The sequence below is a fragment of the Streptomyces lacaronensis genome (genome assembly GCF_047337785.1).
Lineage (GTDB): Bacteria > Actinomycetota > Actinomycetes > Streptomycetales > Streptomycetaceae > Streptomyces > Streptomyces lycopersici.
Genome location: NZ_JBLHDK010000003.1, coordinates 312,851 through 331,961 on the forward strand (window position 1 = coordinate 312,851; position 19,111 = coordinate 331,961).

The window sequence follows — 19,111 nt, forward strand, 5'->3', positions numbered from 1 at the left end:
GGCACGCGTGGGGGCACACCCGACGGACGGGTGCGCCCCCGCGCACTCTCCACCGATGCTCAGCCGACAGTGGTCTCCACCCGCACCAGCGCCATCGCCGTGTCCAGTGTGGCCTCCACCTCCTGCGGAGTGTCACCGACCGCGATGACGTGGCCGAGGCGGTCGTAGGCGTCCCTGGGCGGCCGGACCGCGCGGCCGGGCGTGCCAGTGGTGACGACGGCCATCACGCCGGGCACCCGTTCGGCGGCCGCGGTTCCCGTGATGGCCACCAGCCGGCCGACGTCCCCCGCGGTGAGGAAGCGCAGCCCCGCCTGGCGGGAACGAGCCGGCTCCAGGTACGCCGGCAGTCCGGCGGCAGCGCGGACCTGCTGTTCGAGGAGGTCGAGCCCGGTCGCGGCGCGGACGATCTCGGGGATCATGCCACCGGCGAGCCGCCCGTTGATCTCGATGACGACGGGTCCCACCGTGGTCAGCCGCATCTCGATGTGAGCGGGGCCGTGCTCGAACCCGACGGCCTTGAGCGCCTGCCGGGCGGCCTCCGCCAGTTCGGCCTGTCGCGCCGCCGGCAGGCCCGCCGGAAAAAGGTGCCCGGTCTCGACGAAGTGGGGCAGCGGGGTCATGGTCCGCCGGGTGACCCCCACGCACACGGCCTCGCCGCCGGTGCAGAACATCTCCACGCCGTACTCCGCACCGTCGGCGAACTCCTCGACGAGCACCTCCCCCGCGCTCTTCTGCCCGCGCACGTTCTCGGTGACGGCGAGGACGCGGGCGGCGTGCTCCACGGCGGTGGCCTCGTCCGGGCACCACCGCACGTCCTGGGAGCCGGATCCGTCGACCGGTTTGACGACACAGGGCACGCCGACGCGCGCGACCGCCTCCGGGACCCCGGCGATGTCCGCGACGACGGCGTGTGCGGGCTGGGGCACACCCGCGTTCCGCAGGGCTGCCCTGGTCAGGGCCTTGTTCCGGCAGGCGGCCGCCGTCGCGGGAGCGTGGCCGGGCAGACCCAGCGAGCCGGCTAGGCGCGCCGTGTGCTCCAGGTAGAAGTCGCTGGTCGTGGTGGCACCGGCGACGGTACGTCCGCCGGCGGCCCCCCGGACCGCGTCCAGCACGGCCGTGTGGTCTTCGGTGTCGCAGGTGACGGTGGCGCAGCCGGCGGTGCCGAACGCGGCGTAGCGGCCGGGGTCCGCCGTCAGGAGGACGGGGGCGAAGCCGAGCCGGGTCGCGGTGCGCAGAGCGAGCGTTCCCGTGCCGGTGGTGTTGGATTCCAGGAAGACCAGCACCGGGCGGTCGCGGCGTGGGATGGACGCGTACGACCAACTGGTCACGGCCGTACCGAATGCCACCCGTGCGGGTGCCTGGGCGATCGGGCCGGACGGCTGGTGCCGGTAGACCGTATCGGCGTAGCGGTCGCCACGATCAGGCATGATGCCGACCAGGCGGGTGCCCGGTGTGGCACGGGCGGCCAGGTGGGACAGGACTCGGTAGACGGAGCCGGAGGTGTTGCCGGCGAAGATCTTCTGTTCCCGGGCGAGGCTATGGGTGGCGTCGAACGCCTCGTCGTCGGAGAGCCAGTGCACTTCGTCGATGAGCCGGTAGTCGATGTTGTCGGGGAACAGGCTGTTGCCGAGGCCGCTCTGCTTGCGGGTCGTCATGTCGGGCTGGCCGAACAGGACGCTGCCGACACAGTCCACTCCGACGACCTTGAGGTCCGGGAGCCGCTCGAGGAGCGCGGCGGACGTTCCGCACAGCGAACCACCGCTGCCGACGGAACCGACCAGGACATCCACGGTCCCCAGGTCGTCCATGAGTTCTTCGGCGAGGGCGCGGTAGGCGGCGGGGTTGTCCGGGTTGCTGTACTGCCGCGGCCAGTACGCGCCGGGCAGGTCCTGGACGAGCTCCGCGAGGCGTTCCAGCCGGGCGCTCTGCCACCCCTGGGACGTCATCGCCTCGACGATGTGGACCGTACAGCCCATCGCCGTCAGTTTGGCGAGGGTGACGGGGTCGATGCGGGGATCGCTGACGATGTGGACGGGATGGCCCAGGTAGGTGCCGACGAGGGCGATGCCGAGCGCCATGGTGCCCGAGGAACTCTCCACGATGGGCGCCCCGTCCGTCAGGGCGCCCGTGCGGCGGGCCTGGAGGATCATGCGGCGGGCGACCCGGTCCTTCATCGCGTACGGGTTGTGCATTTCGAGCTTGGCGTAGACCTCCACGCCCTCCGGGACATCCATACGCAACCGGACGACCGGAGTGTTGCCGATGGCGTCGATGAGGGTGTCATGACGCATGCGTGCTCCCTGGGAAGGCGCCTGATGGGGTGGCGGATCGGTAGACGGACACGGTGCCGGGCAGCCGGGCACAGGCGGCCTTGACGGCGGCGAGCGTGTCGCGGTGGCCCGGGGCGGTGGCGTCCAGCAGGACCCCGGCCATGGTGCCGCTGTGGGCGCACATCACTCCCAGGGCACCGAGGTCGTCGGCCATGCGGAGAAGAGCGTCGAGGTTGTGCTTGGGCAGCCATCGCTGGTTGAGCCGGGCGCTGCGGGTGGCGACGGCGCCGACGCCCTGGAGGTCGCTGTCGCGTACCGCAGCGGCGAGGTCGTCGACAAGGTGTGCGTACCCGGCTCTCAGCACGGGCGGGACCCGTCTGTCGCGCCGGTTGTAGGCGACCGTGTCGAGTCGGCCGCCCTCGTCGACGGCGACGACGGTGGTGGGCGGCAGGGTTCCCAGGCGGGCGCGGAACCGGACGGCGCGGTGCTCGAACACGACGATCCCGGGGTGCATGACGCCGTCCGTGGGTTCGATGGGACGCAGCCAGTCCTCGACGGTGGCGGGCGAGGTGTCCAGACCGAGGACGGTACCGACGGCCCGGGCCGTCGCGACGAGGTCGGCGGACGAACTGGCGAGGCCCTTGCCGATGAGCAGATCGCTGTCGAGTACGAGGGAGCCGCCGCCGGTCGCGCACCGGGCGTCGAGCATGCTCCGCGCCAGCCGCAGAGACTTGGTCTTGTGGGCGGGGTAGACCCGCAGCGGGCCGGCCCGGTCATACCGGAACCACGCACGGGTGCCGCGGGTGATGGGGAACGTGACCAGGAAGTCGGTGCCGTCGGGCAGGACGCCCTGGAGCAGTTCTCCGAAGGTGCCGCAGGCGGCGGCGGTGCCCTCGTTCAGGTCCACGCCCGCACGCCGGGCGACGAGTGCCGGTTCCGTCATGACGACCGCTGACCGAGGGCGGTGAGCAGGGTGCCGTGGCGGCCGGTGGCCTCTGCGCGACGCGCGGCACGCTCGGCCCAGGCGGCGCCGAGGACGTCGAGTTCGGTGTCCTGCCCGGCGAGCAGGTCTCGTACCCGGTCGGGGTGGGCGGAGCCCGCCGACTGCTTGGCGTGCAGTCCGCGGTCGACGTCGAAGGCCGCCGTGAGCAGGTCGCCGATATCACCGATGTCGTCGAGGTCGCAGCCGGACTCGGCGGCACAGTCGCGCAGCAGCGCGGCGTCGGGTTCACCGGAGGTCAGGCCCTTGCGCACGGCGTGTCTGACGTACCGTCCGGCGATGATCTGGGCCGTGCGCCAGGGAATGCCCTGCCCGAGAGTGAGCCGGTTGGCGAGGGTGAATCCTCCCAGGTGGTCCTCGGCACATGCGGCGCGCATGCGGTCGGCGCGGAAGGTGGCGCCGACGACGACGGCGTGGGCCAGGCGCAGCACGGAGCGCATCGTGTCGACCTGGACCCGGAGCTGGCCACCGGATTCCTTCGAGACCTCGACGGTGTTGGTGTACGGGGTGTTGCGCTGTCCGGCGGCGATGTCGGTGGCGCGGCCCACGACATGGGCACAGCGGCCACGGATGCGTTCCAGGACGGGGAAGTTGCGCTTCTGCGGCATGGCGGCGGAGATGCCCGCCAGTTCGTCGGGCAGGTCCAGAAAGCCGAACCCGCTGCCGGCCCAGGTCATGAGGTCGGTGGTGAAGCGGCTGAGGACGACGGCGTAGTGGGCGAGGTCCCCCGCGATCAGGGTGGTCCAGGTGCGGGAGGCGACGGCCACCAGGGCGTGCGGCTGAGGACGCGCGAATCCGAGGAGATCGGCCATCCGGGCGCGGTCCCACGGCAGTTCCTGCCCGGCCATGGTGCCGGCGCCCAGCGGACAGGCATCGCATTCGTCGTAGGTGTGCAGCATGCGGCGCAGCGCGCCGATCGTCTCGGCGGCGAGCGCGGCGAGGTGGAAGCCGGGGCTGATGATCTGGGCGGCCTGGCCGTGGGTGTACCCCGGCATGGGCGTGTCGGTGTACCGACCGGCGAGGTCGAGGACCGCCCGTGCGAACGCGGTCAGGTCTTCCGCGACGGCCGCGAGGTCCTCGCGGGCGGCCATCAGCTGGGCGCATGCCTGGAGGTCGTTGCGGCTGCGGTCGACGTGCCAGGCGGGGAAGGGAGGGGTGTCACCGGTCTGGACGTGCCGTTCCACCGCGAAGGAGATATCGGACATGTTCTGTTCGGGGTCGGCGCGTACGGCGTCGGGGCCCAGTGTGTCGAGCCGGGTGCCGAGGGCGGCCGCGTCCGCGGCGCCGACCAGGTCCATGCGGACGTATTCCAGAAGGAGGACCTTCTCGATGGCGAGGTAGTGGTCGAGGAGATGTCGCACCTCGTAGGTGAACTGCGGTGCGAGCACTTCCGCGTGCCAGACGTCGTGGGGGATGCCGTCGATCCGGCCGGTCACTGCCATACCGTCCTCCCGGGGCACATGCGCTGCAATACGGTGGCGAGTCCGGCCACTGTCGGGTCGGCGAAAAAGGTCCGCAGCGTCACCTCGGGGTCGTACGGGGCGATGCGGGACAACAGGCGCAGGGCCTGGAGCGAGTGGCCTCCGAGGCTGAAGAAGTCCTGGTGGACGTCGACGACGTCCACGTCCAGGAGATCCCCCCACACCGCGGCCACGTACTTCTCGGCCGGTGTCCGGGGGGCGGTCGGGGCGGGCCGCCCGGCCGGGGGGCGCGCCTTCGTCGCGGAGCGGCGACGGCCGAGGACGGCTCCCAGCCCGGACAAACATATGCCCGGGGTGTCCAGGGCGGCGGGGAGCAGGCGCAGGTAGTCGGACAGCAGTGCCTCGACGGTGGGACGGTCGAACAGGGCCACGTCGTAGACGATCCGGAGGGTGTCGTCGGTGACGTCCAGCAGCAGATCCTCCTCGCAGGAGGACACGGGCGCCCCCAGATCGCCCGCGGGAGCGTGGTTGAAGGCGAGCTGATACAGGGGCGGGACTCCGGGCAGGCGCGGAGCGGGCAGCAGTTCGACGAGGGTCTGGAACGGGATGTCGTAACGCTCGTCGGCGCTGAGGGCGGCGTCCAGACGGCGGACGAGCACCGTGATGTCGGGGTCGCCGGTGGCGTCGACGCGCAGGACACGCATGTTGACCAGGGTGCCGACCATGGGCAGCGTCTCAGCCTCGGCGCGCCCGGCCACGGGCAGGCCGAGGACGATGTCCGCGGCGCCGGAGTGGTGGTGCAGCAGGGCGGTGTACGCGGCGAGGAGCAGCACGACGGGACGGGTGCCGTGGTGGCGTGCACCAGCGTTGAGGGATGCGGGGACACCGGTGGGCAGCGGGGCGCGCACCTCGGCACCACGGAAGGTGCGAGTCGGGGGCCGGGGCCGGTCCAGCGGCAATGTGTGGACCGGTGGCAGCCCGGCGAGGCGGGAGCGCCAATGAGTGGCGAGCTCCGCACGTCGAGCGGACGTGAGACGAGCGCGCTCGCGCCGGGCGTGATCGCTGTAGGTGCGAGGCAAATGCGGGAGTTTGGGCTCACGCCCCTCCTCCACGGCAGCGCAGATCTCGATGAGCTCGGCGTGCGCGTTGAAGCGGGAGGCGCTGTCGTAGACGGTGTGGTGGGCGGCGAGGATCACCGACCACGCCCCCTCCCCCAGCCCGAGGATCGCGGCCCGCCACAGCGGTGGACGCTCCAGGTCGAACGGCCGGCGTGCCAGCCCGGCGCGCAGGGAGTCTCTCGCCTCCTCCTGTTCGGCGCGGTCGAGTCCGGTCAAGTCGACCCATTCGACGGGCAGTTCCACTCGAGAGCGCACATCCTGTGTCACCTGCCCGTCGAGGACGCGGAGTCCTGTGCGCAGCGGCTCGTGGCGTGCCGTCAGGAGGGCGAGGGCCGCGCGGACGTCGGACGCGGCGATGTCCGCGTGGAGGGGAAACTCCTCGACCACGCAGTACGTCGGCGGGTCGTGGGTGAGCCGGGACGCGAACCAGGCACGCTCCTGGGCGTAGGAGGCCGGCGGCGGCCGGTCCTCGCCGGGGGCGGATCGGCCGCCGCCGGTGACCACCGGCTCGCGTACCGTCATCGGCGGCGCTCCCCGGTGCGGCGCTCCGGCACGGGCGCGAGGTCGTGCGGGCCGGGCCTGGCGAGGTTCTCCGCGCGCGGCCGCTCGGCCCCGGTCCTGAACGAGGGCTCGTGGACGAGCCGTTGGACGCCCTCGCGCAGCACGTCGGTGGTGAGGTCGCCGAGGGCGGCGACCGTGTCGGCGGCGAGGACGCCGCCGCCGTCGGGCGCGGCGTGGGCCGATATGCCGGGGCCGAGGAGGGCGGGGCTGCCGGCGGCCTGGACCTCGTGGCCGGCCGCGGACAGCGCCCGGGCGAGCGGGACCATCGGCAGCGGGCGGGAGAGGTCAGCCCGCGTCACGAATCGAACGCGCACGGTCGTCCTCCTTTCCTCGGGCCCCGGGTCCCCGGGTGCCGGGGCGGGGGCGTGCCGCCGCGCGCAGGGCGGTATCGATGATCTCCGCGATCCGCGGCTCATGGTCGACGAGAAAGAAGTGGCCGCCGCTGAAGACCCGGAGGTCGAAGGCGCCCGTGGTGTGGTCGCGCCAGTCCTCGGCGTCGGCGATCCCGACATGGTCGTCGCCGTCCCCGGTGAGCGCGACGATGTCGCAGTGCACGACGGCGCCGGGTCCGGCGTCGTAGGTCTCGGCGGCCGTGTAGTCCGCGCGCAGCGACGGCAGAGCCAGCCCGACCAGGTCGGGGTCGTCGAGGACGTCCGCGTCCGTGCCCGCCAGCCGCCGCACCTCGGCGATCAGGCCGTCGTCGTCGAGGAAGCGGATCCCGCGGTCGGTGCCGCACGCGGGGGCGCCACGGCCGGAGAGGAACAGGGTGTGGGGCGCGCGGGCCCCCTCGCGCCGGCGGAGAAGTGCCAGTTCGAAGGCGACGGCGGCACCCATGCTGTGACCGAACAGGGCGAAGGGCCGCCCCGCGACCAGGCGTTCCAGGTCCCTCGCGGCCCCACGGGCGAGGTCCCTCACGCTGTCCAGGCACGGTTCGTGCAGCCGGTCCTGGCGCCCCGGGTACTGCACGGCGAGGACGTCGGCACTCGCGGAGAGACGCCACGACAGGGAGAAGTAGCTGCTCGCGGATCCTCCCGCGTGCGGCAGGCAGACCAGAGCGACCTCGGCGTCCGGACGCGGGTGGAATCTGCGGAACCACGGACTGGCGGGGGTGACGGGCGGTGCCATGGCGGGGTCGGTGTCCCTTCGGCTCGTCGGTGCTGGCCGTGATGCGGCGGGTGCGCGTGGTTGTCCGGCTGGTATCCCCTCGTCACAGGCGCTCAGGACGAATGCGTCCAGGGCGGTCCACGCCAGGACGAGGACGCCGAGGTGCGATCACGCCGGATGACGTCCTCGGACGTCTCCGCCACGCCCCGCTCCGCGCACATCGCCTGCCGCAAGACGCCGAGGACGGTGGGCACCAGGGACAGTTGCCGCCAGGGCAGTGCGCCCCCGTCCATACGTGGCACGGTCACCGGACCGGACACCCTGTTCGTGGGGGGCCGCGCCCACGCGCCCGCCGGCTCGCGACAGCCCGCGGCAGGTCCGCTCGCGGCGGCCGTCGCCACGGCCGGCCCGGACGGCGACGGGGTCGGGGGGTGCGGCGGTCTGCCAGTCGAAGAGTGTCTCGACGTCGTCCGTGCGGTCCCCGCCGCCGACCGCGCGGGGCGGCTCCGCGGGCAGGAAGTCGGAGTCCGTCAGCCTCTGGTACATCGCGATGACGAACCGCGCGCCGCCCGGTGTCCGGGCCTCGGCGGCCCAGATCTCCTCCTGGTACCGCGTCAGCGGATGCTCGTCCATACGTAGCGCGCCCCTTTCCGTGCGACGGCCTGGTACGCGGGACACCGGCCGTTCTTGGGTCAGGTGAGGTAGTCCTCGGGTCCGCCGTCGCGGACGGTGTCGAGGGTGAAGCAGTGGAAGCCGCCACCGAACAGCCGCCGGTGCCGATGGCGTACCGGGACGACGGTGAACTTCGCGTCCTCCAGGGTCTGGACCAGTTCCGGGCTGGCCTCGTTGACCAGGACGGTCTCCGAGTCGACGGACAGCACGTTGAGGTCGATGAAGGGGCTGGTCAGGATGAGTGCGTCAGCCTCGTACCGGGGGAAGTTGTTCTGCCGGGGTGTGGGGGCGACGATCCGGTCCCAGCGGCGCAGCGCGGGCGGCAGCGCGTCGGCCACCGAGTCGGAGCGGACCAGCAGCAGGCCGGGGCGCAGGGCCAGCACCATGCTGTCGATATGGCTGTCGCTCAGCTTGTGCACCCGGTGGATGCGGAAGCGTCCTTCGAGGTGGCGCTCCAGCCAGGTGACGGCGAGTGCGTGGTGCTCGGTGGAGACGTTGGCGACGATGTCCCGCCCGAGCCGGAGGCACTGGGCCGCGTCGAACATCATCTCCACCCCCACGTCCCAGGGTGAGGGCCGCGGGTCCTCGACGGGCTCGGTGGGCCCGCCGACAGTCGCGGTGCCCGCGTACGACAGGTCGAAGGAGGCATCGGTCATGAGCGGGCGCGGCATAACGGTCCAGCGGGCGCCGCGGCGGAAGTAGTCCTGGAAGAGCGGCTTGAGGAGTTGCGTCTCGAAGTAGCGGGAGCGGATCATCGGTGAGGTCTCGATGATCTCGTCGCCGGCGATGAGCGTGTTGTCGCGGACGTTCAGCGGCGGGACGACGGACGCGGACCAGGCGGGGGTCGTGACCTCCGCGGTGTCCGCGGGCAGGGTGAGCGGCCGGTGGACGGTGACACCGAGGGAGCGCAGGGTGTCGGCGAGCCCTTCCAGGTCCTCGTTCAGCTCGTCCACGTACCGACGGGCCACTGGCGTGTGCCACCGGCCGGATCCGCCACGGCGGGCGGTCAGCCGAGGGTAGTACCACTCGGACCGGCTGGACCCCCGCTGTTCGGCATTGTCGTGCACGAGATTGTCGTGGAAGAAAAGGTCGAAGGAGAGTTCCCGCTCATGGGAGACATAGTTCTCCGCGGATCCGACGACAACTTCCCGCAAGGGTGACCATTCGTCAAAGCTGTTCAAACGCACGCAGGGCACCGCCTACTCATCGGGGTAACCCGATACTCCGGGAGAGCGCCGACCCACCGCACCAGTACTCACCGCAGTTACGGACCTGGATGAGTCACCGCCCCGGCTTTTCCTGGTATGAAGCCGAAGGGCTTTGCGAAAACCACCACCATGCGGAGGGTCATGAAGAACGCCCATGAAGACGACCCGGTTCTCGACCGGTTCCATTTCCTCGTCAACGCACCCGCACTGTTCAACGCCGTCACCACCGCCGCCGAACTGCGCATCTTCTCCTTCCTGTCCGGGAAGCCGGGCGCCCAGGCGGAGGAGATCCGCGCATTCAGCGGGCTGCCCGCACATCAGCTGCGCGTCCTGCTACAGGCGGTGTGCACGACCGGGCTGCTGGAACGCAGGGACGGCGGCTATCACAATTCCGCCGTCGCCGAGGAGTTGCTGGCTCCGGACGGGCCGGACAGCTGGCGGCACATCCTGACCGGCTGGAAGGAGGTGTACTACCCGGCGTTCGCCCACATGACGCAGGCGTTGCGGGCCGGCACCAACACCGCGCTGGACATCCACCCCGGTGACGAGCCGACCCTCTACGAGCGGCTGGCACACAATCCACCGCTGGAGGAGGTCTTCCACCGGGCGATGACCGCGTTCACGCTCCGCTCGGTGGACGCGCTGATCGAGCAACCCGTGTTCGGGGACGTCCGGCACGTTCTGGACGTGGGTGGTGGCGACGGCAGCACGTCGGCGCGGCTGGTCGCGCGCCATCCAGGGATGCGGTCGACGGTGTTCGACATGCCGAGCGTGTCGCGGCTCGCGGACGGCGCACAGGCCGCCGGGCGACCGGACCGGGTGGACCTCCTCGCGGGCGACATCTTCACCGACCCGTTCCCGGACGGTCCGGACGCGGTGCTGTTCAGCCATGTCCTGGAGATCTTCGACGAGGACGGCATCCTGCACCTGCTGGGCAAGGCGTACGCGTCGCTGCCGCCGGGCGGGAAGGTGCTGCTCTACGGCTACAACGTCTCGGACGACGAGACGGAAGGGATCTTCGGCGCCCGGCTCGGGCTCTACTTCAACGTCCTCGCCAGCGGCCGGGGCATGGCCTACCCTGCCCGGGACTACGAACGGTGGCTCGGCCGGGCCGGGTTCGAGGAGGTCAGGACGGTCGGCGGGCTGCCGTACGAGCACGGGCTGAGCCTGGGCGTCAAGCGTTGACAAACGCAGACCACAAGATGGTCATGGCACCCGCCTTGTCGGAGGCCGCCGCCCACGTCTGACGAAGCGACGGCCGGTCGTCAGCGCCAGTCTCAGCGCCGTACGGCCGTCCTCCCGCTCGCCGCGCGGCGGAGGGACCGCCGTACGGCCGTAACTGTGGTGATTGTGGATGTTTCTCCGCGGCAGCGACGACAGGTTGGGGCGGTATCCGCCGCCTCTCCGTTCTCATGTGAGGAGTGCCGTCAGGTGAGTGGTCAAGACCCGGTCCTGAAGAAGCGTCGCCCCGTGCCGTCTCCGGCCACCTGTGATGGTGGCGCATGGGTGCTGAGCGACGTCCTCCTGCCGGTCGGGAGGCGACGATGACGGAAGCACCCCGTCGGTACCGTTCGCCGCAACAAGACAGCGCCCGTTGGGACGACTTCCCGGTGCGTGTCGGTGACATCGTCATCAGCAGCCCGGCGAAGTCGGGTACGACGTGGGTGCAGATGATCTGTGCGCTGCTCATCTTCCAGACGCCTGATCTCCCGAAGCCGCTGTCAGCCCTGTCACCGTGGTTGGACCAAGTGTTCACACCGCAGGAGAAGGTCTACGCGGAACTCGCCGAGCAGGAACACCGCCGCTTCATCAAGACGCACGTCCCGCTCGACGGTCTACCGCTCGACCCGCGCGTCAGCTACCTTGTAGTCGCCCGGCATCCTCTCGACCGGGCACTGTCCCTGTACCACCAGGCCGCCGGCACCCGCGCCGAGTGGCTGCGCGCCTTCCAGGACGACCCGGACGCACCGTCTTCCAGCCCCTCCTCGCTCACGCTTCCGCCGGAGCGCGAGTGGCTGCTGAAGTGGTGTCAGCCCGATCCGGCCGACGGCTGGGAACAGGACGTGGCCGCTGCCGAGCTCCATCATCCCCTCGACGCCTGGAAAAGGCGGGCGCAGCCGAACATCAGGCTCCTGCACTACGACGACCTGTGCGCCGACCTCGCGGGTCACATGGCGGCGCTGGCCGAGTGGCTGGGCATCACGGTGGACGAGGCTGTCTGGCCCGAGTTGGTGAAGGCCGCGACGTTCGACGAGATGAAGGCCCGCGCGGAGTGGCTGGCGCCGGACTCGGAAATCCTCACGGATCCGGTGGAATTCTTCCGCTCCGGACGCTCGGGCGCCGGCCGCGAACTCCTGACCGAGGACGACCTGGACGCGTACCGGAAGCGGGTCGCCCCCCTCGCTCCGCAGCCCTTCCTGGACTGGCTGCACCGTGACCCGCCCGTCGACGGCGGTGGAGCGGGGGCACTCCGGTGAGCTCTGGCGGTGGCACTCAGCCCCTGCTGATGCCCCCGCTGGACCGGTTCCAGCAGGTCGGCCTGGCACCCGGTACGCCCTCCCACCGGGTGCCGGGAGGGCTGAGCCACCGGTCCGCCACCGCCCTCCCTCATACCTCGGCTCCCCTGCAGATGAAGGAGATACCGCTGTGCCGCAGTCCGCATCCCGGCAGCCCACCACCAGGCCCACTGCTCCGGCCGCCGCTTCCGGCGGCGGCCTCGACATCCGCCTCGTCTCCGGCGCCCTCGGCGCCGAGGTGCGCGGAATCGATCTGAACGAGGTCACGGACGCGCAGTTCGACCGGATCCACGCGCTCATGCTCGAACACCTCGTGCTGTTCTTCCCGGACCAGCAGCACCTGACCCCGAAGGCGCACGTGGCGCTGGGTAGGCGGTTCGGCGACGTCAAGGTCCACCCGAACCTGCCCAGGCTGGAGGATTACCCCGAGGTCACGCTGATCGAGCCCGACAAGGGTGGGAAGGCCGACGAGTGGCACATCGACGTCAGCTTCAGTCCCAATCCGCCCATCGCCGCGATCCTGCACCTGATCACCTGCCCGCCATCGGGCGGCGACACCATGTGGAGCAACCAGTACCTCGCGTACGAGACTCTGTCCCCGACATTCCGGGAGATGCTCGAGGGCCTCACCGCCGTCCACGTGCTGAAGGTACCGCCGGTCGTCGAGATGTCCGCCGAGCACCCCGTCGTGCGGGTCCACCCGGTAACCGGGCGCCGGTCGCTCTATGTCACCCGGATGTGGACCTCGCACATCCCGCAGCTGTCCCGGCACGAGAGCGACGCCGTGCTCCAGCACCTGTTCGAACACTCCGAGCAGCCACGCTTCACCTGCCGGCATCGCTGGGACCCGCACACCGTGGCACTCTGGGACAACCGGGCCACCCAGCACGTTGCCATCAACGACTACCAGGAATACCGCCGCGGCCAGCGCGTCGTCGTCTCCGGGGACCTGCCCACGAGCGACACCCCGCGCAAGCCCGACTACGAGCAGATCGGCGACGAACGTTACTACCCGCGCCGCATCAACGCCCGCGTCGGCTACTAAGCGCTCCGCTGGAAGTGCCCTGACCTGCGGTCGATCGTCCGCGGCACCGTCGTGGCCGGTCGGCCCGCGCGGCGGAGCCGCACATCGGCACAGCCCCGCGCCCCGGGGGGCCTGTCCTTCGAGGCCCCGTGATCCTCATTGGTCACGCATCCCAGGTGACCGGGAGACTCTTCACCCCGTGGACGTCCGCGATCTCCGCCTCCGGGCGCAGGGGGACCTGTTCGGCCGGTATGGCTAGGCGCAGTGTGGGGAAGCGGTTGAGGAGGGCGGGGAAGGCGACGCGCATCTCGACGCGGGCCAGTTGCTGGCCCAGGCACTGGTGGACGCCGTGGCCGAAGGCCAGGTGCCCGCCGTCCTGCCGGTGAAGGTCGAGCACGTGGGGGTCGGCGAAGCGCTCGGGGTCGCGGTTGGCGGTGTTGTACGACAGGATCAGCGGCGAGCCGGCCTTGATGGTCTGGCCGCCGAGGTCGACGTCCTCCAGCGCGGTCCGCATGAACGTCTTGCCGACGCTCAGATACCGCAGCAGCTCCTCCACGGCCCGGTCGGTGAGTGAGGGGTCGGCGCGCAGCGCGGCCAGCTGATCCGGGTTGCGCAGCAGCGCGAAGGTGCCGAGCGCCAGCATGTGCATGGTGGTGTCGAGTCCGGCCGCCAGCAGGAACAGGGCGATGCCCTTCAGCTCCTCATCGGTCAGATCGCTGTCGGTGAGGTCGCTGAGCACGTCGTCGGTGGGGGACGCGCGTTTGGCGGCCACCAACTCCGCGAGGTGGTTCTGAGTCGCCGTATAGGCCGCCATCACGTCCTCGCCGTCTGCCTCCACGTCCCTGAACGCGTCGATCTGTTCCCGGAAGGAGTCCCGGTCCTGGCGCGGCACCCCCAGCAGCTCACACATCATGATGGCGGGGATGGGTTTGGCGAACGCGGTCACCAGGTCCGCCGGAGGCCCGGCTTTCTCCATGGCGTCCAGGTGGTCGGCGGTGATCTCCTCGACCCGCTCGGTGAGCAGTCGCATCCGCCGTACGGTGAACTTGCCCATCAACGGTTTCCGATAACGGCTGTGCCGGGGGTCGTCCATGAAGAGGAACTCACCGGGCGGCGCCGGGGAGAATTCGGCGTCTCCGTAGTCGATGGTCGGGTGGAGCATGAGCTCCTGGCGTGAGCTGAACCTCGGGTCGGCCAGGACCGACTTGATCAGGTCGTACCCGGTGAGCAGCCAGCCGGGTTTTCCACCGGGGAAGGTGTAGCGGCTGATGGGGCCGTGCCGACGGGCGTCGAGCAGCTCTGCCGGCGGGTCGAAGGGACGGCCGGGCTGACGCGCCGTCGGCATCGTCGTGACGGTGTGCAGGGATTCATCCATGACCAAATCTCATCTCGCGACCGCATGTATTTGACAATCGACCGCACCCGGTCCGGGTCGGACCGGGTGTCCGCGTCCGTCGGCGAACGCGTCACACCGTCGAGGACGTCACGCTCTTCTCCCAGTGCATGCCGTCCTGGCTGACGACCAGGCCGTCCGCGCTGAGCGGGGTGTCGTCGACCGCTTCGCCGAAAGCCGCCTGTAGCTGGATGCGGTGCCCCTCCTGGTGCACGCCCCGGGACTGTTCGAGAAGGTCCTTCTTGCGCTTGTCGCGGTAGGACTCGGAGGTCAGCACCGCCTCGTCCGAGGCGCCGCCGCCGACCAGCCCCACGAACGCCCCGGCGCCGGGCGCGGTGTCCCGGGTGACGTGCCTGGCCACCTCGAAGTACTGCTGCTCGTCGCGATTGACGTCGTAGAAGTTCACGAGGAAGTCGTGGAACGCCTGGTACTCCTTGCGGTACCGGGCCTCGTACTCCGCGAAGCACTCGCGCTCCCCCAGGTCGCCGCGGAGCGCGGTGTTGAGGGAGCGGGCGGCCAGCAGGGCACTGTAGGTCGCCATGTGGACGCCGGAGGAGAACAGCGGGTCGATGAAGCCCACGGAGTCGCCGACGAGGGCCATGCCCGGCTGCCAGAAGGTGTCGTGGAGGTAGGACCAGTCCTTGCGGACGCGGACCTCGCCGTACCGGCCGCTGGTCACCCGCCGGGCGTCGGAGAGGTAGTCGGCGATCAGCGGGCAGTCCGCGATCAGTGCGGCCAGCGCCTCGGCCCGGTCGCCGCGCACCTGGTCCGCGCAGTCCGTGCGGACCACGGCGCCGACCGAGGTGAGGGTGTCGCTCAGCGGGATGTACCAGAACCAGCCCGCGGGGAAGGCCACACAGGTGATGTTCCCGCTGTGGGGCGGGGGCAGCCGCCGGCCGCCCTCGAAATAGCCGAACAGCGCGATGTTCTGGAAGAAATCCGAGTAGTGGCGCTGTCCGCCGACGTACCGCTGAAGCCGACTCTGGTTGCCGGTGGCATCCACCACGAACTGGGCGTGCACCGCGCGCTCGGCACCGTCCGGGTCGGTGTACCGGACACCGCGGACCCGGCCGTCGTCCTCCAGGACGTCGCGCACCGCGCACCGTTCGCGCACCTCGACGCCCTTGCGGCGGGCGTTGTCGAGGAGCAGCTGGTCGAACTTCGCGCGTTCGACCTGGTAGGCGTAAGAGGTCGGACCGGCGAACTTCTCGGAGAGCGCGAAGTCGAAGGACCAGGGTTCGGTGTTGGAGCCCCAGCGGAAGGTGCCGCCGCGCTTGCGCACGAACCCGGCGCTCTCCAGTTCCTCCGTGACGCCGAGCAGGCCGCAGATCCCGTGCACCGTGGACGGCAGCAGGGACTCGCCAATCTGGTACCGGGGAAACTCCTCCTTTTCCAGCAGCAGGACACGGTGGCCCTGCATGGCCGCGAACGTCGCCACGGACGAACCGGCGGGGCCACCCCCGGCGACCATGACGTCGTAGACCTTGCCGTCGGTGGGATGTGTCATGAGGGATGGACCTTCCGCGCGCAGGGAACCCGGCCGGCGGCGCCGGCCGGTGTGGTAGTGGCCGTCGGGCCACGGCGGGTCACGGGTGCTCGCCGTCACTCACCGGCAGCACATGGCCGGGCAGTTCGGCGGGGTCGCCCAGGACGACGGCGATGTCGCGCCGCCCTTCGTACGGTTCGCGGGCGTGGGCGGTGCGGATGTTGTCGACGAGGAGGACGTCGCCCTCCTGCCACGGCTCGCCGACGGTGAACCGGTCGTAGACGGCGTTGATGCCGTCCACCGTGGCGGCGGTGACGGGGGTGCCGTCGCCGGCAGAGGTGTCGAAGGGGAGCCCGTCGGGGCCGTAAACGTCGGTGAGGTAGGCACGGACGGCCGGGTCCATGGTGAGCCCGTTGAGGAAGGCGATCTGGTTGAACCAGCCGGGCACCCCGGTGCGCGGGTGGCGTACGACGGCGGTGCGGCGCTGGCACGTGACGAGCCGGTCGTCGGACAGCCAGGCGTGCTCGATCCCGGCGGCGGCGCAGTAGGCGTCGACGGCCGAGCGGTCGGTGGTGCCGAACGCGTCGGCCCAGGCAACCCCCACGTCGTGGTACATGCGGCGCAGCAGCCAGCCGTGGCGCTCGAAGGGGGCGACGAGGCCCGGTGGCAGGGCGGCGAGGACTCGCTGGGAGTCGGCGACGGTGGTGCGGCCGCCGCTGCCGGGTGCGGTGAGGCAGCCGAAGAGGAGGGTGCCGGGGAGGGTGGCGGCGTAGCTCAACTCGTGGTGCATGCACATCGGTTCGTCGGCGGGCCAGTGACTGCCGGAGTAGACGCCCGGCGCATGGGCGGTGCGGGGAGCGAAGCCCTCGCGCTCCGTCATCGCCGCGATGCCCAGCGCCGCGGCCACGTCGGCGACGTCGCCGGGGGTGCGGACGCCCAAGCCGCGCAGCATGACGGCGCCGGACTCGGCGAGCGCGGCGCGGGCAGCGCCGCGGTGCGCGGCGGCCCGCCCGGCGGGGTCCGGGCCGCCACGGGCGTCGAGCACGCGCAGCGGGTCGGGCCCGGCCGCGACCGGGGCGGGGGCGGCCGGCGGCGGGGCGGGGTCCGCCGGGGCTCCCTCCCCGGCCGCCGCCGCGGACGCGCGGTCGAGAAGGGCCGCGACGTCGGCGACCGTGGGGGTGTCCTTGAGGTCGGCGACGGTCACCAGGCGGTCGAGGGCGATGGACAGCCGGATCGCGGACAGCGAGGTGCCGCCGAGTTCGGCGAAGCGGGAGTCGCGGCCGATGCGCTCCTCGGGCACCTTCAGCAGCCGGGCCCACAGGGCGACGACGCGGCGTTCGGTGTCCGTGGCGAGCCGCGGGGTGCCCGTACCGGCGCCGTCGGCGCCGCCGGTGTCGCGGTCGTGGCCGGCCCGGGCGGTGAGGGCGATCTTGTCGATCTTTCCGTTGCCGGACAGGGGAAGTTCGCGCGTGTGGTACAGCCGGGGCGGCACCATGTAGTCGGGCAGAGCGGCGCCCAGGGCCCGGGCGACACCGTCACTGTCGGGGGCATCCTCGCCGGTGTAGTAGGCGACGAGTTGGGGATCGTCCTGGGTTCCGGCGACGACGACGGCGCCGTCGCGCACGCCGGGCACCTGTAGCAGCCGGTCCTCGATCTCGCCGATCTCGATGCGGAATCCGCTGATCTTCACCTGGGAGTCGCGTCGCCCCAGGTATTCGAAGTCCCCGGAGGGCAGCCGGCGGCCGAAGTCGCCCGAGCGGTAGAGGCGGTCGGTGGGGCGATAGGGGTCGTGCCCGTAGACGGCGGCCGTACGGTCGGGGTCGTTGACGTAGCCGCGGCCGACGCAGACGCCGGCCATGACGATCTCGCCGGGCGCGCCGATGGGCACGAGGTGGAGCTGTTCGTCCATCACATACACACGGCAGTTGCGGATGGTGTCGCCGAGCGGTATGGAACGGTGGCCGGGCAGCGCGTGCATGACACCGTGGTTGGAGTCGTCGCTGACCTCGGTGAGCCCATAGCAGTTGACCAGGGGGACGCCGGGGAAGGCAGCGAACCACCGGCGCACCAGCTCCTTCTTCAGCGCCTCCCCGGTGACGGCCATGACGCGCAGGCCGGGCAGTGCGGCGCGGCCGTCGGGTGTCTCCGCGAGGAGGAGTTCGAGGTAGGTCGGCACCACCTGGGCGACCTGGACGCGGTGGCGGGCCAGCAGGTCGACGAACCGGCGCACGTCGAGCACGGCCTCCTGCTCGACCAGCAGGGTACGGCCGCCCAGCAGCAGCGGGGAGACCAGCTGCCACAGGGAGATGTCGAAGCACTGCGGCGCGGTCTGAGCGACCGTGTCACCCTCCTGGACGCCGAGGTCCTCGATCTTGGCGTAGAGATGGTTGAGAAAGCCGTCGTGCTCACACAGGGCGCCCTTGGGTTCGCCGGTGGAGCCCGAGGTGAAGTACACGTACGCCAGTTGGTCACCGGCTACGGGCAGGCCCGGGTCGTGGCGGGGGCCGTCGGCGTCGATCACCTCGCGTACGTCCATGCGGTGCACCGCGTCGCGGCCGTCGAGTGCCTCGTCCAGGGGCGGTACGTCGCGGTCGGCGAGGACCCAGCGGCACTCCGCCCGGGTAAGGGTCCTGGCCATGCGCCCGGCGGGGAAACGGGGCTCCAGCGGCAGGTAGCAGCCGCCCGCCTTGAACACGGCGAGCACAGCGGCGAGCCAGTGCGGGGTGCGCTCGGTGACGACGGCGACCACGTCCTCCGGGTGCAGCCCCCGCCGGTGCAGCGCCCAGGCGATCTTGTTGGCGTCCTCGTTGACCTCGCGGTACGTCCGGGTGGCCGGGCCGTGCACAACGGCGACCGCGTCGGGGTGGCGTCGGACGCGCTCCTCGAAGAGTTCATGGAAGCGGCGGCCGGGCAGCGGCCGTACCGGGCCGGAGCCGACGGAGATGACCTCCTCGGCCTCTGCCGCCGAGAGCAGCCCGTGCCGGGTGTGCGGCGCGTCGGGGGCGCCGGTCAACAGTCGCAGGGCGCGCCGGACGTAGTGGTCCAGGCGCTCGGCGGGTATGTGGGGCTGTGCCCCGGCGCCTTCCCAGGCTTCCTCGGCTTCCTCACGCCCCTCCGCGGTGGCCGCGCGCAGGATCAGGTCGCGCCAGGTGGCGTCGGGCGGCAACGCGGGCGCCCCCAGGACCACCGAGGCGACCTTCAGCCGTGCGGCACGCCACACCGCCTCGGCCTCGGCGCCGCACGAGCGGGCCAGGGCGGCGACGGCCTCCGCACGCTCACCGGGCGCCGCCCGTTCGGCGCCGGGGGCACCGGTGGCTGTGTCCTGCATGGGGTCTCCT

At 71.4% G+C, this 19,111-nt stretch carries 14 protein-coding genes; 3 read left to right on the forward strand and 11 right to left on the reverse strand.

From position 1 onward, the window contains the following. Nucleotides 1-59: 59 nt before the first annotated feature. The 8 genes from ACMTAK_RS02590 to ACMTAK_RS02625 all read right to left on the reverse strand — a co-directional run bounded on the left by ACMTAK_RS02590 (nucleotide 60) and on the right by ACMTAK_RS02625 (nucleotide 9,300). Nucleotides 60-2,291 carry a pyridoxal-phosphate dependent enzyme gene (locus ACMTAK_RS02590; protein WP_413804614.1) on the reverse strand — a complete coding sequence of 744 codons (2,232 nt, stop codon included), beginning with the start codon at nucleotides 2,289-2,291 and terminating at the stop codon, nucleotides 60-62. After that, nucleotides 2,281-3,213: a GHMP family kinase ATP-binding protein gene (locus ACMTAK_RS02595; RefSeq protein ID WP_413804615.1), complete on the reverse strand. Its 933-nt coding sequence runs from the start codon at nucleotides 3,211-3,213 to the stop codon at nucleotides 2,281-2,283. Before ACMTAK_RS02595 ends, ACMTAK_RS02590 begins: the two co-directional genes overlap by 11 nt. After that, nucleotides 3,210-4,712 (reverse strand): argininosuccinate lyase, encoded by a 1,503-nt coding sequence (locus ACMTAK_RS02600; protein ID WP_413804616.1) that lies wholly within the window; start codon nucleotides 4,710-4,712, stop codon nucleotides 3,210-3,212. The genes ACMTAK_RS02595 and ACMTAK_RS02600 overlap by 4 nt, the downstream gene beginning before the upstream one ends. Further along, entirely contained in the window at nucleotides 4,703-6,331 is a 1,629-nt protein-coding gene (locus ACMTAK_RS02605; RefSeq protein ID WP_413804617.1) for a condensation domain-containing protein, read from the reverse strand. Before ACMTAK_RS02605 ends, ACMTAK_RS02600 begins: the two co-directional genes overlap by 10 nt. After that, nucleotides 6,328-6,684: a hypothetical protein gene (locus ACMTAK_RS02610; RefSeq protein WP_413804618.1), complete on the reverse strand. Its 357-nt coding sequence runs from the start codon at nucleotides 6,682-6,684 to the stop codon at nucleotides 6,328-6,330. Before ACMTAK_RS02610 ends, ACMTAK_RS02605 begins: the two co-directional genes overlap by 4 nt. Then, complete coding sequence (locus tag ACMTAK_RS02615) at nucleotides 6,656-7,495, reverse strand: thioesterase II family protein (protein WP_413804619.1); 840 nt, start codon at nucleotides 7,493-7,495, stop codon at nucleotides 6,656-6,658. The genes ACMTAK_RS02610 and ACMTAK_RS02615 overlap by 29 nt, the downstream gene beginning before the upstream one ends. A gap of 92 nt (nucleotides 7,496-7,587) precedes the next feature. Beyond that, entirely contained in the window at nucleotides 7,588-7,782 is a 195-nt protein-coding gene (locus ACMTAK_RS02620; protein WP_413804620.1) for a hypothetical protein, read from the reverse strand. 384 nt (nucleotides 7,783-8,166) lie between these two features. Next, nucleotides 8,167-9,300, reverse strand: coding sequence for a glycine amidinotransferase (locus ACMTAK_RS02625; RefSeq protein ID WP_413804621.1), 1,134 nt, complete (start codon nucleotides 9,298-9,300; stop codon nucleotides 8,167-8,169). 195 nt (nucleotides 9,301-9,495) lie between these two features. Here ACMTAK_RS02625 and ACMTAK_RS02630 point away from each other — a divergent pair, with 195 nt between their 5' ends. The 3 genes from ACMTAK_RS02630 (at nucleotide 9,496) to ACMTAK_RS02640 (ending at nucleotide 12,915) form a co-directional block, all read left to right on the forward strand. Continuing rightward, complete coding sequence (locus ACMTAK_RS02630; RefSeq protein ID WP_413804622.1) at nucleotides 9,496-10,539, forward strand: methyltransferase; 1,044 nt, start codon at nucleotides 9,496-9,498, stop codon at nucleotides 10,537-10,539. Nucleotides 10,540-10,898: 359 nt separating this feature from the next. Then, nucleotides 10,899-11,831, forward strand: coding sequence for a sulfotransferase domain-containing protein (locus tag ACMTAK_RS02635; protein ID WP_413804623.1), 933 nt, complete (start codon nucleotides 10,899-10,901; stop codon nucleotides 11,829-11,831). Nucleotides 11,832-12,000: 169 nt separating this feature from the next. Next, on the forward strand, nucleotides 12,001-12,915 hold the full coding sequence (locus ACMTAK_RS02640; protein WP_413804624.1) for a TauD/TfdA dioxygenase family protein: 915 nt from the start codon (nucleotides 12,001-12,003) through the stop codon (nucleotides 12,913-12,915). 142 nt (nucleotides 12,916-13,057) lie between these two features. Here the strand turns inward: ACMTAK_RS02640 and ACMTAK_RS02645 are convergent, their stop codons facing one another. From ACMTAK_RS02645 to ACMTAK_RS02655, 3 genes are all read right to left on the reverse strand, one after another. Beyond that, nucleotides 13,058-14,269, reverse strand: coding sequence for a cytochrome P450 (locus tag ACMTAK_RS02645; RefSeq protein ID WP_413804625.1), 1,212 nt, complete (start codon nucleotides 14,267-14,269; stop codon nucleotides 13,058-13,060). A gap of 91 nt (nucleotides 14,270-14,360) precedes the next feature. After that, the gene (locus ACMTAK_RS02650; RefSeq protein ID WP_413804626.1) at nucleotides 14,361-15,794 is read right to left on the reverse strand and encodes an FAD-dependent oxidoreductase; all 1,434 of its coding nucleotides are present in this window, start codon (nucleotides 15,792-15,794) and stop codon (nucleotides 14,361-14,363) included. 79 nt (nucleotides 15,795-15,873) lie between these two features. After that, on the reverse strand, nucleotides 15,874-19,101 hold the full coding sequence (locus ACMTAK_RS02655; RefSeq protein ID WP_413804627.1) for a non-ribosomal peptide synthetase family protein: 3,228 nt from the start codon (nucleotides 19,099-19,101) through the stop codon (nucleotides 15,874-15,876). Between the last annotated feature and the right edge of the window lie 10 nt (nucleotides 19,102-19,111).

Coding starts and splice junctions, on each gene's coding strand:
- ACMTAK_RS02630 (WP_413804622.1), top strand. CDS start 9,496: ATGAAGAACGCCCATGAAGACGACCCGGTTCTCGACCGGTTCCATTTC.
- ACMTAK_RS02635 (WP_413804623.1), top strand. CDS start 10,899: ATGACGGAAGCACCCCGTCGGTACCGTTCGCCGCAACAAGACAGCGCC.
- ACMTAK_RS02655 (WP_413804627.1), bottom strand. CDS start 19,101: ATGCAGGACACAGCCACCGGTGCCCCCGGCGCCGAACGGGCGGCGCCC.
- ACMTAK_RS02615 (WP_413804619.1), bottom strand. CDS start 7,495: ATGGCACCGCCCGTCACCCCCGCCAGTCCGTGGTTCCGCAGATTCCAC.
- ACMTAK_RS02595 (WP_413804615.1), bottom strand. CDS start 3,213: ATGACGGAACCGGCACTCGTCGCCCGGCGTGCGGGCGTGGACCTGAAC.
- ACMTAK_RS02650 (WP_413804626.1), bottom strand. CDS start 15,794: ATGACACATCCCACCGACGGCAAGGTCTACGACGTCATGGTCGCCGGG.
- ACMTAK_RS02605 (WP_413804617.1), bottom strand. CDS start 6,331: ATGACGGTACGCGAGCCGGTGGTCACCGGCGGCGGCCGATCCGCCCCC.
- ACMTAK_RS02590 (WP_413804614.1), bottom strand. CDS start 2,291: ATGCGTCATGACACCCTCATCGACGCCATCGGCAACACTCCGGTCGTC.
- ACMTAK_RS02645 (WP_413804625.1), bottom strand. CDS start 14,269: ATGGATGAATCCCTGCACACCGTCACGACGATGCCGACGGCGCGTCAG.
- ACMTAK_RS02600 (WP_413804616.1), bottom strand. CDS start 4,712: ATGGCAGTGACCGGCCGGATCGACGGCATCCCCCACGACGTCTGGCAC.